This window comes from Mogibacterium pumilum, assembly GCF_002243385.1.
Taxonomy (GTDB): Bacteria; Bacillota; Clostridia; order Peptostreptococcales; family Anaerovoracaceae; genus Mogibacterium; species Mogibacterium pumilum.
On sequence record NZ_CP016199.1, the window covers coordinates 491,508 to 504,973 of the forward strand.

The 13,466-nt window shown below is 45.0% G+C and carries 10 protein-coding genes and 1 pseudogene; all 11 read left to right on the top strand.

The window, feature by feature from the left end; genetic code table 11:
• Positions 1–1,124: pseudogene (locus tag AXF17_RS02435) on the top strand (glutamine synthetase); the annotation flags it as partial.
• A gap of 37 nt (positions 1,125–1,161) precedes the next feature.
• Positions 1,162–2,433, top strand: a complete 1,272-nt coding sequence (serS, locus tag AXF17_RS02440; protein ID WP_094233653.1) for a serine--tRNA ligase — start codon at positions 1,162–1,164, stop codon at positions 2,431–2,433.
• 277 nt (positions 2,434–2,710) lie between these two features.
• Entirely contained in the window at positions 2,711–4,507 is a 1,797-nt protein-coding gene (locus tag AXF17_RS02445) for an aminotransferase class I/II-fold pyridoxal phosphate-dependent enzyme (protein ID WP_094233654.1), read from the top strand.
• Between the two features lie 21 nt (positions 4,508–4,528).
• Positions 4,529–5,914: an electron transport complex subunit RsxC gene (rsxC, locus tag AXF17_RS02450; protein ID WP_237049063.1), complete on the top strand. Its 1,386-nt coding sequence runs from the start codon at positions 4,529–4,531 to the stop codon at positions 5,912–5,914.
• The gene (locus AXF17_RS02455) at positions 5,907–6,875 is read left to right on the top strand and encodes an RnfABCDGE type electron transport complex subunit D (protein ID WP_094233656.1); all 969 of its coding nucleotides are present in this window, start codon (positions 5,907–5,909) and stop codon (positions 6,873–6,875) included. Before rsxC ends, AXF17_RS02455 begins: the two co-directional genes overlap by 8 nt.
• Positions 6,875–7,456: an FMN-binding protein gene (locus tag AXF17_RS02460; RefSeq protein WP_094233657.1), complete on the top strand. Its 582-nt coding sequence runs from the start codon at positions 6,875–6,877 to the stop codon at positions 7,454–7,456. The genes AXF17_RS02455 and AXF17_RS02460 overlap by 1 nt, the downstream gene beginning before the upstream one ends.
• Positions 7,457–8,161 carry an electron transport complex subunit RsxE gene (gene rsxE / locus AXF17_RS02465; protein WP_094233658.1) on the top strand — a complete coding sequence of 235 codons (705 nt, stop codon included), beginning with the start codon at positions 7,457–7,459 and terminating at the stop codon, positions 8,159–8,161. It begins immediately after the preceding gene.
• A complete protein-coding gene (locus tag AXF17_RS02470; protein WP_094233659.1) occupies positions 8,161–8,742 on the top strand; it encodes an electron transport complex protein RnfA in 582 nt (193 codons plus the stop codon). Before rsxE ends, AXF17_RS02470 begins: the two co-directional genes overlap by 1 nt.
• 12 nt (positions 8,743–8,754) lie before the next feature.
• Positions 8,755–9,648, top strand: coding sequence for an RnfABCDGE type electron transport complex subunit B (locus tag AXF17_RS02475; protein ID WP_094233660.1), 894 nt, complete (start codon positions 8,755–8,757; stop codon positions 9,646–9,648).
• A 272-nt stretch (positions 9,649–9,920) separates the two neighbouring features.
• The gene (locus AXF17_RS02480; RefSeq protein ID WP_237049064.1) at positions 9,921–11,753 is read left to right on the top strand and encodes an autotransporter outer membrane beta-barrel domain-containing protein; all 1,833 of its coding nucleotides are present in this window, start codon (positions 9,921–9,923) and stop codon (positions 11,751–11,753) included.
• Between the two features lie 311 nt (positions 11,754–12,064).
• Positions 12,065–13,456 (top strand): alanine/glycine:cation symporter family protein, encoded by a 1,392-nt coding sequence (locus AXF17_RS02485; protein WP_094233662.1) that lies wholly within the window; start codon positions 12,065–12,067, stop codon positions 13,454–13,456.
• The last annotated feature ends 10 nt before the right edge of the window (positions 13,457–13,466 follow it).

The window sequence follows — 13,466 nt, forward strand, 5'->3', positions numbered from 1 at the left end:
ACTGGAGATTCTCAACCCCTGTGCAAGCAGGGGATAACGAAGGTCAGATTAAACATATCGTAAGGGATGTATTCAGAGCGAACAACCTTGAGGTGACTTTCCTTGCAAAGCCTATGCCGGGCGTTGCGGGAAGCGGAGAGCACACTCACCTTGGCGTAGCTGCAAAGCTGAAGTCAGGCAAAACTGTTAACCTATTCGAGTCTAAGGATCGACTTAACGAGTATATGAGTCCTGTTGGCTTCGGTGCGCTCATGGGAATCCTGAACAACTACGAGCTTCTGAATCCTTTCGTGGCTCAGACTCACGATGCATTTAGAAGACTAAAACCTGGATACGAGGCGCCAGTCTGCATCGTAACATCGCTCGGCAAGGATTGCGTGACGCCGTCCAGAAATAGAACTGTTTTAATCGGACTAGTCAGAGACCAGAAGAATCCGATGTCTACAAGATTTGAGCTCAGATCTCCAAACCCACACAGCAATACATATCTAGTTGTGGGAGCGTCATTCATGCTCATGCTCGACGGAATCAAGGCTGTATTATCTAACGGGAAGACTCCTGCAGAGCTTGCAGAATCCATCTCCAAAAAAGTGGGAGAAGAAGACTTCTACCTAGCAAAGGACAGAGAGTACAGAACTGAGCTAAACGTATTTGAATGCTTTACGAAGGAAGAGAGAGAACAACTTTTCGGAAAAGCTCCGGCTACAGTGTGGGAGAATTTTAAGGCATTTGACAGACCTGAGGATGAGATTGCAAAGATCACGGGTGGGGACGAGACTGCAAAGGATGTAGTTATGTCATATCGCGCTCAGATGTCGATGAAGTGGGTCATGGAGTTTCGCGATAGGATTCTGCCTAATGCTATGGATTTTGTTAGAAATTGTAAGAAAAGACATAACGAGCTCGAAGCAACTGATTATGATATAATGAATTGGAGAAGAGTAAACAGCCTGCGTATTGCGCTCGGTAAGGACTCCATCGATAGCAAATCAATCCTAACGCTTGCGAGAGAAGCGATTGACGAATCTGACTTTGATGCGGCTTCTAAGTATGAGCTGCTGATTCAGGATAAGGTTGAGGAACTTAGAAGTGCATACAGTACATATATCAAGAACTTATTTTAAGAATATTTAGGAAGATACGAAATATGGGGGTTAAGAAATGCTTGACGTCAAAAGAGTGAGAGAAAACTTCGATAGCGTTAAAGCGGATGTTGAGAGACGTGGCAAAGGCGATTTCGGCATCGATAACGTGCTAAAGTTTGATACCAAGAGGAGAGAGCTTCTTGCAGAGGTTGAGCAGCTCAAGAACAAGCAGAATACAGCTTCGCGCGAGGTACCAAAGCTCAAGAAAGAAGGCAAGGATACTTCCGCTTTGTTTACAGAGATGAAGGAGCTAAGCGCCGAGATTAAGGTTCTAGATGCACAGGTTAGCGAAGTGGAGGAGGAGCTCCGTCAGGCGCTGCTCTACGTTCCCAATACGCCACACCCAGATGTACCGCTCGGAGAGGATGATACGGAGAATCTCGAACTTCGCAAGTTCGGAGAGCCAACCGAGTTCACTTTTGAACCAAAGGCGCACTGGGACATTGGAGAGGACCTCAGAATCCTGGATTTTGAGCGTGCTTCCAAGATTTCGGGATCTCGTTTTACAGTATACAAAGGTATCGGAGCAAGGCTTGAGAGAGCAGTAATCAACTTCATGCTCGATCTGCACACAGAGGAGCAGGGATATATCGAGATTCTACCACCTTTCATGGCTAACCGCGAGGCTATGACTGGAACCGGACAGCTTCCTAAGTTTGAGGACGACATGTTCCACGTACCTGCAAAGGATTTCTTCCTGATTCCAACTGCAGAGGTCCCAGTTACTAATCTTCGTTCAAATGAGATTATTGAGCCGGAAGAGATGCCTGTGTACTACACGGCATATACGCCATGCTTCCGTAAGGAGGCGGGCTCTGCAGGACGCGATACTAGAGGACTTATCAGACAGCATCAGTTCAACAAGGTTGAAATGGTTAAGCTAGCAAATCCTGACAACTCTTACGAGGAGCTTGAGAAGCTGACACATGATGCAGAGGAAGTGCTACAGAAGCTAGGTATTCCTTACAGAGTAGTTAGACTATGCACAGGAGACCTCGGGTTTTCAGCAGCGATGACTTACGATATCGAAGTGTGGATGCCAAGCTATGGAAGATACGTTGAGATTTCCAGCTGTTCGAACTTCGAAGACTACCAGGCTAGAAGAGCTAATATCCGTTTCAGAAGAGAGAGGAAGGCAAAGCCTGAATTCGTACACACTCTGAATGGATCCGGACTAGCAGTCGGCAGAACTGTGGCGGCTATCCTCGAGAACTTCCAGCAGGAAGATGGCAGCGTGGTAGTGCCCGAGGCTCTAAGACCATACGTTGGAAGAGATGTAATTAAGTAAGAAATCGCTCAATTAGCGAATTGAATAACGCTTCGAACAGCGTTCCATACCGTATTTAGAACAGCACTTCAAAATGCATTTCGAACAGAACGTCGAACTTTCTTTAGAACGGTGCTTCGAACAGCGGATTAAGTATAGATTCCGATCTTAATAAATATCTATGCGACATAAGCACAAGGAACTAGATGGCCTGGTAAGGTCGCAATCTGTTCTTTGTGCTTTTTACTAAGTAAGGCATCTACGCTTCAGGTGCCGTTTGAAAGGAGGATACTGACATATGAAAGTGAAAGATAGAGTCAGCCTGACTGATTTCCTTATGTATCACAAGGAGACTTACCCGATTTCGTTCCATATGCCAGGTCACAAAGGGCGAAGTACGCTGTATGGGATATACGGTTTCGGAGATTTCATCAAGAATGTAATAGGAAATGATATAACTGAGATTCCTGGAGCCGATGCGCTTCAGCAGCCGCGTGAGCGAATCAAAGACATGATGGACAGCTATGCTGGTCTATATGGCGCGAAGCACACAGAGCTTCTTGTGAATGGCAGTAGTGCCGGACTTATGGCAGCCATTCTCGGAACTGTTCCTAGAGGTGAGAAGCTCCTAATGGGAAGGAACTCGCACAGATCTGTATATGGGGCACTAAGACTCGGTGGTATAAATCCAGTGTATATAATACCCGAGATAGATGATGAAACTGGACTCCAGCTTGGACTAGATCCGGAGAAGATCGAAGAGGCTCTGATTGAAGATCCAGAGATCAAAGCCGTGCTGGTGACCAGCCCGAACTACTACGGTGTGCTATCGGATATCGAGAGGATTGCAAATATCGTTCACCTGCACGGCAGGATTTTGATTGTCGATCAGGCGCACGGTGCGCACCTTAAGTTTTTTGATTACCTGCGCAGCGAAGATGGGCTCCCGCACCGTGCGGCAGAGAATTGCGGAGCCGACATTGTGGTTGACAGCACGCACAAGACTCTGCTGTCATTTACAGGCTCCGCAATTCTCAACATCTGCACCGAGAGGCCGGATGTTTCTAGGATAAGCGAGCTCCTCCGCATGCTACAGACTACAAGTCCGAGCTATCTGCTGATGGGCAGCCTCGATATCAATCAACAAATACTCAGGATGGACGGCTACAATCTCATCAAAAACTGGGATAGAGACATCAAGTACTTCTACCAAGAGGCTGCCCGAATCGACGGCCTCGGGCTCATTGATCGCATCGACCTTGATGAAACCAAGGTCAATATCACAATGTCAGCTCTCGGCCTCGGTGGCTCCGAACTGGTGGAGGAGCTCGAGAAGCGAAACATCTGGGTGGAACTCACGCATGGCGACTACGTGATGCTGATGACGGGAATCGGAAACGAGAGAGGTGACTACGAAGATATCCTGGCCGTCCTGCGTGACCTCTCGGCACAGTATCGCGGCAGAATCACTGCCGCGGAAAAGGCTGCTCGAGAAGTGCAAAACCAAACTTCAGAGTCTGCTACCGAACTTAAATCCGTATCGAGCAACCCGAAAAGCGACTCGAACCGCATGCAAGCCGCGCAAAACGAACCGAAAAGCAGCTCAAAACGCACGGAAGCCGCGCAAATCGAACTGAAAAGCGGCTCGAACCGCATGGAAACCGCGCAAAACGGACCAAAAAGCGACTCGAACAACATGGAAACCGCGCAAAGCGAACCGAAAAGCAGCTCGAACCGCACGGAAACCGTAGAGAGCCGCCTGGAATCAGCATCGGATAGTACTGATTCTGTCGCTGAGCCCGCGGCACATGCGACTCCGGCCTCAGATTCTGCGCTGACAGAAAGGCTAGAGCAACGCGGAATTCCTGACACCTATGAAGAAATTCCGCTATATAACTCAGAGGGTAGAGTCCTCTATGAATCTATCATCCCATATCCGCCAGGAAGCCCGATTGCATGTCCTGGAGAGGTGCTCAATAAATCGGTTATCTTGTACATTAGAGACCAATTAGTAGCACAACATGTGGTTCTGGGGGTAGATGAAGAGGGGAGAGTTAAAGTTGAGCCCAAATGTGTACTTTTAAAGGAAGTTTGAGGTGACTTATAGGGAATTTTGATGTATAATTTTTCTCATGCAATGGATATTATTTGTACGAATCTAAGAAAGGAAGGGTTCTTAAGGATGAGCCAAGGTAAACGTTTACCAAGCATTTTGGTTAAGCATCACAAGAATACTGCAGGTCGTGAGACCGAAGTGATGCCAATTCCGGATGTGGTTGAAATCTGCATGTCGCAGAGCATTGGTGCTCCTTGTCAGCCTCTCGTTGCTAAAGGCGACTATGTCAAAGTTGGTCAGAAGATCGGTGACACAGAAGCTTTCGTTAGTGCACCGGTACATTCCAGCGTATCCGGAACAGTTACTGACATTACATCAGTGCGTTCTTCGATGGGCGGAATGGAGACACATATCGTAATTGAGACTGATAAGAAGCAGGAGATCAGTGAAGAAGTTCAGATTCCTCACATTGAGAGTCATGCGGATTTTGTCAAGGCAGTAAGAGCTAGTGGTATGGTTGGATTAGGAGGTGCTTCGTTTCCGACAAGCATCAAGATGGATCCAAAAAATCTAGACGAATGTACTACTCTCGTTATCAACGGTGCTGAGTGCGAGCCATTCATCACAGGTGATAACAGAATTATGGTAGAGGATGGACAGGATATTCTCGACGGTATGCTTCTAACTATGAAGTATCTGAACCTTGAGAAGGGTATCATCGGTGTCGAGGAAAACAAGCCTGACGCTATCGAAAACTTAAACAGACTGATTCAGCAGAACGGAATCACTAACATTGAGGTGTTCAAGCTGCAGTCGAGATACCCAAAGGGAGCTGAGCGTGTGCTCGTATATGAGACCACTGGCAAGGTTATGAATGCCGGTGTTCTTCCTGCACAGCTTGGTGTAATTCTATGTAACGTTTCAACAATAGGAATTCTCGGACAGTACTTTAGAACGGGTATGCCTCTTGTTCAGAGAAGAATTACTGTTGATGGAGATGCTGTTGTTGAACCTAAGAACGTATTCGTTCCAATCGGAACTCGCATCGCTGATGTAGTTGCATTCTGCGGTGGATATAAGCAGGAGCCTAAGAAGGTCGTAATGGGCGGACCTATGATGGGACGTGCAACTCACTCTGATGAGACTCCAACTGTTAAGAATACCGGTTCACTTCTATGCTTTGGCAAGGAGTCAGCTACAGTTAAGACCGAGACTGGATGTATCAACTGTGGTCGTTGTCACCACGGATGTCCATTCAAGCTCGTTCCTATGCTCTACGCAGATTTCTACGAGAGACACGACGCAGAGTCACTTGATAAGTTCAAGGTTATGCAGTGCATGGAGTGCGGAAGCTGCTCTTATGTATGTCCTGCAAGAAGACCTTTGAGTTTTACCAATAAGCTCGCGAAAGGCTTGGTAAAGGAGGCAGCGAAGAAGAATGGATAACAAGAAATTTCATAACAATCTGATAGTATCCACATCTCCACATATTGTTACAGATGAAGATACTACCAAATTAATGGGGACTGTTCTGCTTGCAATGCTTCCAGCTCTAGTTGCCAGCGTATATATTTTCGGAGCTAGAGTTCTGCTACTAGCAATTGCTTGCGTAGTTGCCAGTGTAGCTTTCGAATGGATATACAATATGCTTGCTAAGAAGCCACAGACAATCAGCGATCTTAGTGCAGCAGTAACAGGTCTACTAATCGCATTTAACGTTCCATCCAGCTTCCCGGTTTGGATGGCAGTACTAGGATGTTTCGTAGCTGTAGTTGTTGTTAAGCAGCTTTACGGTGGAATCGGAAGAAATTTCGTTAACCCGGCAATCACTGCCAGAATCTTCCTGTTCATCTCGTTTGCAGCACAGATGACAACATGGCCACTTCCAAGAATGGCAGCTAAGACTGACGCCGTAACAGGACCTACACCTCTAGCACTCGTTGCTGGTGGCGCTAGCAAGGCTGACCTTCCATCCAACATGGATATGTTCCTAGGATTCACAGGCGGATCCCTCGGTGAAGTGAGTGCTCTTGCGCTTCTCGTTGGAGGACTATTCCTAATCTGGAGAAAGGTAATTTCCCCAGCAATTCCATGTGCGTTCCTCGGAACTGTATTCGTAATTGCTCTTGCATACTACAAGGGTGACTTCAACATGGCTATCTTCCACCTATGTGCTGGTGGTGTAATGCTTGGGGCATTCTTCATGGCTACAGACTATGTAACATCACCTAAACTAACAAAGGGTCAGATTTTGTTCGGTATCGGATGTGGAGTTATCACAATGGCTATCCGTCTATGGGGTAACTATCCGGAAGGTGTTTCCTTCTCAATCCTACTTATGAACATCTGCACACCACTTATCAACAGATGGTCGTATAAGAGCTATGTAAAGGGAGGTGCGAAATAATGAAGAAAAAAGAAAGTGCATTTTCAAGTTTCATTTCGCCGATCCTAGTGCTCGTACTGATTTGTTTCGTAGTTACATTTGCACTTGCTATGGCATACGGTGTTACGAAGCCAATCATCGATGAGAACAACCTCAAGGAGTCCAACAAGGCTAAGTCCGAGCTGATTCCGGAGGCTAAAGGCGAATTCAAGAACTATGACGGCGAGCTCGTAGTAGTTCAGAAGAATAAGGTTTACGTTACAGAGGCATCCAAGGCTGTAAATGGCTCAGGTGTAGTGGTAACTGTAAATTCCAACAGCTATGGTGGTACTCTAACTGCTATGGTTGGTATCGACAACAAGGGTAAGATCACTAACGTTAAGATTATGAGCGCGCAGGATACTCCTGGCATCGGTACTAAGGCTCAGGATCCAAAGCACCTTGGACAGTACAAGGGACTTACAGATCTTGGAAGCGAGACTATTAAGGATGCAAATTCGAAGGTTAAGCACATCACTGGAGCTTCGATTTCCTCACAGGCTGTACACGAAGCTGTTTTCGCTGGTCTAAAACAGTACAAAGCTATGGGAGGGGCTAAATAAATGAGCAACAAGAATAAGTTATCCATTCTAACGAATGGTATTATCAAGGAAAATCCGGTACTGGTTCTTCTAATCGGTACTTGCCCTACACTAGCTACATCTTCATCCGCTTCGAACGGTCTCGGTATGGGACTTTCAACTACAGCGGTACTGATCGCAGCTAACGTAGTAATCTCATTGCTACGTAAGGTTATTCCTGACAAAGTAAGAATCCCTTGCTACATCGTAGTAATCGCCGGATTCGTAACAGTAGTTCAGTTCTTGCTAGAGGCGTATGTGCCGGCACTTTACAAGTCGCTCGGTCTGTTTATTCCTCTAATCGTAGTAAACTGTATCATCCTCGGAAGAGCTGAGGCGTTTGCTAACAAGAACACCATCTTTGATTCTGCACTCGATGGAATCGGAATGGGTCTCGGATTCACACTCACACTTACAGTTATGGGTACAATCAGAGAGCTACTTGGAGCAGGAACATGGTTCGGAATGACAGTATTCGGTTCATGGTTCACACCAATTGGATTCTTCAACCTAGCACCTGGTGGATTCTTCGTATACGGAGTTCTCATCGCAGTGCTCAACGTAATCACTAAGGGCAAGGCGCTTAAGAAGACATCGTTTAGCTGTGGGACATGCCCAATGTACAATTCATGCAACTTAGCAGAAGCTAAGGAAGTTGCAGCAGAAGAGAAAGGAGCTGAGGCATAATGTTAAATTTAGTTATCATCTTTATGTCGATCGTTCTTGTAAATAACTTCTTGCTATCGCAGTTCCTCGGAGTCTGCTCATTCCTCGGAGTTTCTAACAAGATGGAATCGGCGGTTGGTATGAGTGGTGCGGTAATATTCGTAATGGTAATTGCGGAGATTACAACATGGCCAATCCAGCAGCTACTTAATAAGCTAGATATCGCATATCTACAGACTGTAGTATTCATTCTTGTAATCGCGGCTCTAGTACAGTTCGTTGAGATGTTCATGAAGAAGTTTATGCCGGCACTTCAGAAGTCGCTCGGTATCTACCTACCTCTGATTACAACAAACTGCGCTATCCTCGGTGCGACAATCAACGCAATCAACTATAACTACACATACATTCAGGCTATCGTTTACACAGCTGGAGCTGGAGTAGGTTTCGGACTTGCGATGGTACTGTTTGCAGGTGTTCGTGAAGAGAAGCTATGGAATGAAGAGGGCGTGCCTGCTGCATTTAAGGGAGTTCCAATGGTACTCGTAAGTGCAACAATCCTCTCTCTATCATTCATGGGATTCTCAGGACTATTCCAGTAAGGAGGGGTATAGATGAATGCAATTATGACAGCAGTAATACTTGTAGTTTGTGCAGGATTCGTAGCTTCTCTCTTGCTAGTAATCGCATCACACGCTTTCTACGTACCGGTAGACGAGAGAGTATCTGCAATTAAAGAAATCCTTCCTGGAGCTAATTGCGGTGGATGTGGATTCGCTGGATGTGAAGACTACGCAAACGCAGTAGTTAACGATGAGTCGACAAGCTGCAGTGCTTGTACCGTAGGTGGAGCTTCTTGCGCAGAGCAGATTGCTGATATCCTCGGACGTTCTGCAGGTGGAGCAGATAAGCAGATAGCACAGGTAATGTGTAACGGAACTTGCGATGCTTCCAAGAAGATTCTTGAGTGGCAGGGCATGCAGTCATGTGCAGGTGCCAAGACATTCTTTAATGGCAATTCAGCTTGCGCGCAGGGATGTATCGGTCTTGGAGACTGCGTAGGGGTCTGCGAATTTGATTCCATCGGAATTATCGATGGCGTTGCTAAGGTTAATAGAGACACATGTGTTGCATGTGGAAAATGCGTTGTAAACTGTCCACAGTCCATCATCAAGATGGTTCCTTTTAAGAAGGAAGTTCACGTTCTATGTATGAACACTGAAAAGGGCGGAGTTACTCGAAAGCAGTGTTCGAACGGTTGTATCGGATGCGGAAAGTGTGAAAAGGCATGTAAGTTCGATGCAATTCACGTTAACAACAATGTTGCAGCTGTAGATTATGAGAAGTGTAAGAACTGCGGAATGTGTATGGGCGTTTGTCCTACAGGATCAATCAACAGCTACAACGAGAGACACGCTAAGATGGCAATCAATGCCAAGAAGAAGGCTGAAGCTGAAAAGGCTGCAAAGGCAGCTGAAGCAAAGGCAAAGGCTACAGCACAGGCGTAAAATAAGATTCGTACAAGCGAATATAGAGAGGGGCGCGACTGGCGATATGCTGGTCGCGTTTTTTATACACAAATGCTAATATTAAATACATAATTTATACATTTATATTCATATTCAAGTCCACAGAAACACTTATTTGCTATATCTGTCCTTCAGATAGTGAACAGCTTTGCTACAAGTTTGCTATGCATAATATGTATAAGCTAAGTTAGCGAAAAGCAATTATCTAACATATAAAATTAAACAGGGAATCATGAAAGGATGTGGATGAAATGCGTAAGGCTGCAATCAAAAATAAGTTAGCGGCAGCTCTTATAGCTGTGATGATAGCTGCAGCATCATTAAGTGGATGGTCTTCATTATCAGGGCAGGTTTCAGCAGCAGATAGTTCTGTTAAACTCACATATGTGAGCCCGTCAAAGATATACAGTGATTCAAGTAAATCAAAGAGTAAGACGGAGAAGACATCTAAAACTAAGAAATCGACCAAATCTAAAAACAAGAACAAAGCGGAGTCAAATAGCGACTCTTCGAATGGAGCACCTGGACAGCCGCCATCAGATGGACAGGGCGACGGACAACCACATTCAGGTGGCCAACCGCCAGCGGACGGTAAGAGTGGCGTACAGCCACAATCAGATAGCCGAAATAGTTCATCTAGCCAGAATGATGCGCCAGGTCAGCCGCCATCAGGTGAACCAGGTGGAGGAGCTAACACACAGAGTTACGACTACAGTGGAACTAACAAGGGTAAGCTAACTGCTAGTAAGAAGAGCGTTAATGCTACTAACAAGACTATCAATTCTGACGTAGCAGATGTAAACGCACTCCTCGCAAAGAGTGGTGGAACGCTAACTGTTAAGAACTCTAAGGTTACAAAGTCTGGCGATGATACTAACGGAGATAACGTGAACTTCTACGGAATCAATTCCTCTGCTTTGGCAGTAGGCAAGGGCTCTAAGATGTTCATATCTAAGACTTCGATCGAATCAACCAGTGAAGGTAGCAACGGTATATTCGCAACAGATAATGGAACAGTATATGCTAACGATGTAAAAATTACGACCAAAAAAGGCGGAAACTCACGTGGTCTCGATGCAACTTATGGCGGAGTAATCTATGCAAATAAGATGAATATTAGCACAGAAGGAGATCACAGTGCAGCGATTGCCACTGATCGTGGCGGCGGATACATATCTGTGACAAATAGCTCATTAAAGACAGCAGGCTCTGGTTCTCCTCTAATTTACTCAACGGGAGATATAGAAGTAGATGCCGTAAAGGGCACAGCTACGGGTAGCCAGATTGCTGGTATAGAGGGACAGAACAGAATTCTGATATACAATTCATCGCTCACAAGTACAAACGATGCAATTTCTGGAAGCGATCCTATCAAGAACGGAGTTATCATCTACCAGTCAACCTCTGGAGATGCGGAAGCTAAAAGTTCTAAGTTGGGAGATTTTGAAGCTGTAGATTCTAAACTTAAATCGACAATTTCAGGCGGAGCAATGTTCTACGTGACCAATACCAATGCAAAAGTAGTTCTTCAGAATACGAAGCTTGACTTTGACAGCTCTAAGGTGGATCTGATCAACGCTAGTGGAAACAATTCCAATAGTTGGGGAAACCAGGGTAGCAACGGAGGAAAGGTGACATTTACAGGAATCAAGCAGACTCTAAAGGGAAATATCACCGTAGATACCATCAGTAATGTGAACCTACATCTTACGAAGAATTCGACGTGGACAGGCTCTGCGACTATCGAAAATAATTCGGCAGGAAGCACATCTAAGTCACCACTGACAGTAAATGTAGACAAGTCTTCGAAGTGGGTTGTAACCAAGAGCACTAAAGTATCGAATCTGAACGTAGAAAAGGGTGGAAAGATTGTAGATTCAAACGGCAAGACTGTTACAATCAAGGTTAATGGAAAGACAGCTGTTAAGGGCGATAGTAACATAGTGGTTACAGTTACTGGAAAGTATTCGACAACTGTAAAGACTAGTGCAAAATCATCGCTAAGCACAAAGGTGCTATTGAGGGAAGCTTTCGATAAGAAGTACAATACAAAGACTACATTTGGAACTAATAAGCTATCTTAAGGCAAGCGGTTATAAATAACTATAATATAAATACCTGCTAACCTAAGTTAAATAATACCGTGCAAGCAAAGAGGCATCGAAAGATGTCTCTTTTGCTTGTATAAGGGTCAGCATAGCTAATTTCAGTTATAGTGCAATACAAAATCAGAGGCTAAAATTGTATATACAAATAATAAAATAAAAAATATTTATGTGTTGACACAAATTACCCTCTTTGCTAATATCGTTCTATAATGCACTTACATCAGTACATTGCGCTAGGAATCATAGGGACTAGCGATTAGAAATTTTTTAGTTAAAGGAGAGAACAGATGCTTCCGATTGTACAAACGATTAACGCTTTTCTATCAGATTATGTGTTGATATTCATGTTATTAGGTGTTGGACTATGGTATACCTTTAGAACTAAGTTCGTACAGATTAGATATTTTAAAGAGGGATTCAAGAGAACCTTCGGAGGAATACTGCTCAAGGGAAATAAACAAGACAGCGGTATGAGTTCATTTCAGGCACTTGCAACTGCTATCGCTGCACAGGTTGGCACTGGTAACATCGTTGGTGCATCAGGAGCTATCCTGACTGGTGGTCCTGGGGCGATTTTCTGGATGTGGATTATCGCATTTTTCGGGATGGCTACAATCTATGCAGAGGCTACACTCGCTATCGAAACTAGAGAGAAATCTGAATCGGGTGAAGTGCTCGGAGGACCGGTTTACTATATTAGAACTGCATTTAAGGGTGGCTTTGGAAAGTTCCTTGCTGGCTTCTTTGCAGTAGCCATCACTTTGGCTCTCGGATTCTTCGGCTGCATGGTACAATCGAATTCTATAGGAGCTACATTTAGCACAGCATTCGGAGTACCTGGATGGACAATAGGTATCGTTCTAGTTATACTTTGCGGATTCATTTTCATCGGTGGAACTCAGAGACTTGCTTCCGTTACTGAAAAGGTTGTCCCAATCATGGCAGCAATCTTTATCCTTGGCGGAGTGGTTCTACTAGCAATGCGTATCCAGTACATCCCAGTTACATTTGGAATGATTTTCAAGTATGCGTTCGAGCCACAGGCTATCGTCGGCGGAGGTTTCGGTATGGCTCTTAAGACTGCAATCTCGCAAGGAGCCAAGAGGGGCCTGTTCTCAAACGAAGCTGGTATGGGTTCGACTCCACATGCTCACGCACAGGCTAACGTTAAGAATCCTCATGAGCAGGGTACCGTAGCCATGATTGGAGTATTCATTGATACATTTGTAATCCTGACACTTAATGCACTCGTAGTTATCTCGACTATGTATACACCAGATGGTCCGATAGGTAAAGGCGTTATTCCTGAAGGAATCGACAAGACAAATCTTGCGCAGACAGCATTTGCATCTACATTTGGCGATAAAGTTGGTCCGACGTTCGTAGCAGTTTGCCTCTTCTTCTTCGCATTCTCGACTATCCTAGGATGGAATATGTTTGGTAAGATCAACATGATCTATATGTTCGGCGAAAAAGCAGCAAAGATATATACAGTGATTGCGTTAGTATTTATCTTCCTAGGTACGTGCGCTGAAAATGACCTTGTATGGGAGCTTTCGGACATGTTTAACCAGCTGATGGTAATACCTAACGTTATCGCTCTCTTCGCTCTCACGGGGCTGGTTCTGCATATAGAGCGCAAGAGAGAAGAAAAGCATAATGAAGACAAGGATAAGTAATCAAGATATA

Excerpts from the sequence above, each read along its gene's own strand:
- AXF17_RS02460 (WP_094233657.1), top strand. The coding sequence starts at position 6,875 with ATGAAGAAAAAAGAAAGTGCATTTTCAAGTTTCATTTCGCCGATCCTA.
- AXF17_RS02470 (WP_094233659.1), top strand. The coding sequence starts at position 8,161 with ATGTTAAATTTAGTTATCATCTTTATGTCGATCGTTCTTGTAAATAAC.
- AXF17_RS02480 (WP_237049064.1), top strand. The coding sequence starts at position 9,921 with ATGCGTAAGGCTGCAATCAAAAATAAGTTAGCGGCAGCTCTTATAGCT.
- rsxE (WP_094233658.1), top strand. The coding sequence starts at position 7,457 with ATGAGCAACAAGAATAAGTTATCCATTCTAACGAATGGTATTATCAAG.
- rsxC (WP_237049063.1), top strand. The coding sequence starts at position 4,529 with ATGTATAATTTTTCTCATGCAATGGATATTATTTGTACGAATCTAAGA.
- serS (WP_094233653.1), top strand. The coding sequence starts at position 1,162 with ATGCTTGACGTCAAAAGAGTGAGAGAAAACTTCGATAGCGTTAAAGCG.
- AXF17_RS02455 (WP_094233656.1), top strand. The coding sequence starts at position 5,907 with ATGGATAACAAGAAATTTCATAACAATCTGATAGTATCCACATCTCCA.
- AXF17_RS02485 (WP_094233662.1), top strand. The coding sequence starts at position 12,065 with ATGCTTCCGATTGTACAAACGATTAACGCTTTTCTATCAGATTATGTG.
- AXF17_RS02475 (WP_094233660.1), top strand. The coding sequence starts at position 8,755 with ATGAATGCAATTATGACAGCAGTAATACTTGTAGTTTGTGCAGGATTC.
- AXF17_RS02445 (WP_094233654.1), top strand. The coding sequence starts at position 2,711 with ATGAAAGTGAAAGATAGAGTCAGCCTGACTGATTTCCTTATGTATCAC.